This is a genomic window from Paraburkholderia sp. CNPSo 3076 (assembly GCF_026343935.1).
GTDB classification, from domain to species: domain Bacteria; phylum Pseudomonadota; class Gammaproteobacteria; order Burkholderiales; family Burkholderiaceae; genus Paraburkholderia; species Paraburkholderia nodosa.
In genome coordinates, this window is record NZ_JAPMAL010000139.1 from 1 (window position 1) to 670 (window position 670).

At 69.1% G+C, this 670-nt stretch carries 1 protein-coding gene; it reads left to right on the forward strand.

From position 1 onward, the window contains the following. On the forward strand, positions 1-670 hold a 670-nt coding region (locus tag M3A49_RS42410), incomplete at both ends, for a LysR substrate-binding domain-containing protein (protein ID WP_266233995.1).

Genomic DNA, 670 nt, shown 5'->3' on the forward strand with positions numbered 1-670 from the left:
ACCGGACGCGGGCTCGCGCCGACCTCGCGCGCGCAGGAACTCAAGCCCGTGATCAGCGAAGCGCTCGACCGCTGCCGCCATAGCCTCGCGATCGCCTCGCCCGATGCCACCACGTTTCATGGGCGCGCGGTGTCGATCGGGCTTTCCGACGACTTCGAGGTGGCCATTGGCCGGCGCATCATCGAAACGCTGGAAACCAGCGCCCCGGGCCTGCGCATCATCTTTCGCCAGACGCACAGCCAGATCGTCGCCGATGTGCTCGCGAATCAGGACATGGACCTTGCCGTCGCGGCGGGCGCGCAGCGTCGTCCACGAGGCACGCATAGCTGCCCTCGCCGAGCACCCGGTGGCTCAGGCCGCGCGAAGCGAAGCCGCCCGCCGCGGCGCTTGACGCTCGGCGACTACGTATCGAGAGGGCACATTTTGGTGTCGTCGGGCGGCGTGGTCGGCATCGTCGACGAAGGGCTCGCCGCGCGGGGCCTGAAGCGCAATGTGGTGGCGTCTACGACGCATTTCGCCGCGTTGCCCTTTCTGCTCAAGGGCACGCGCAGCGTCGCCACGATTCCGCGCCACGCGGCCGAGGCGATCGCGCGCGTGGCGGGCCTGAAACTGCTCGCGTGTCCGATCGATCTGCCGCGCTATCCCGTGGAACTCGGGTGGCGCAACAGCT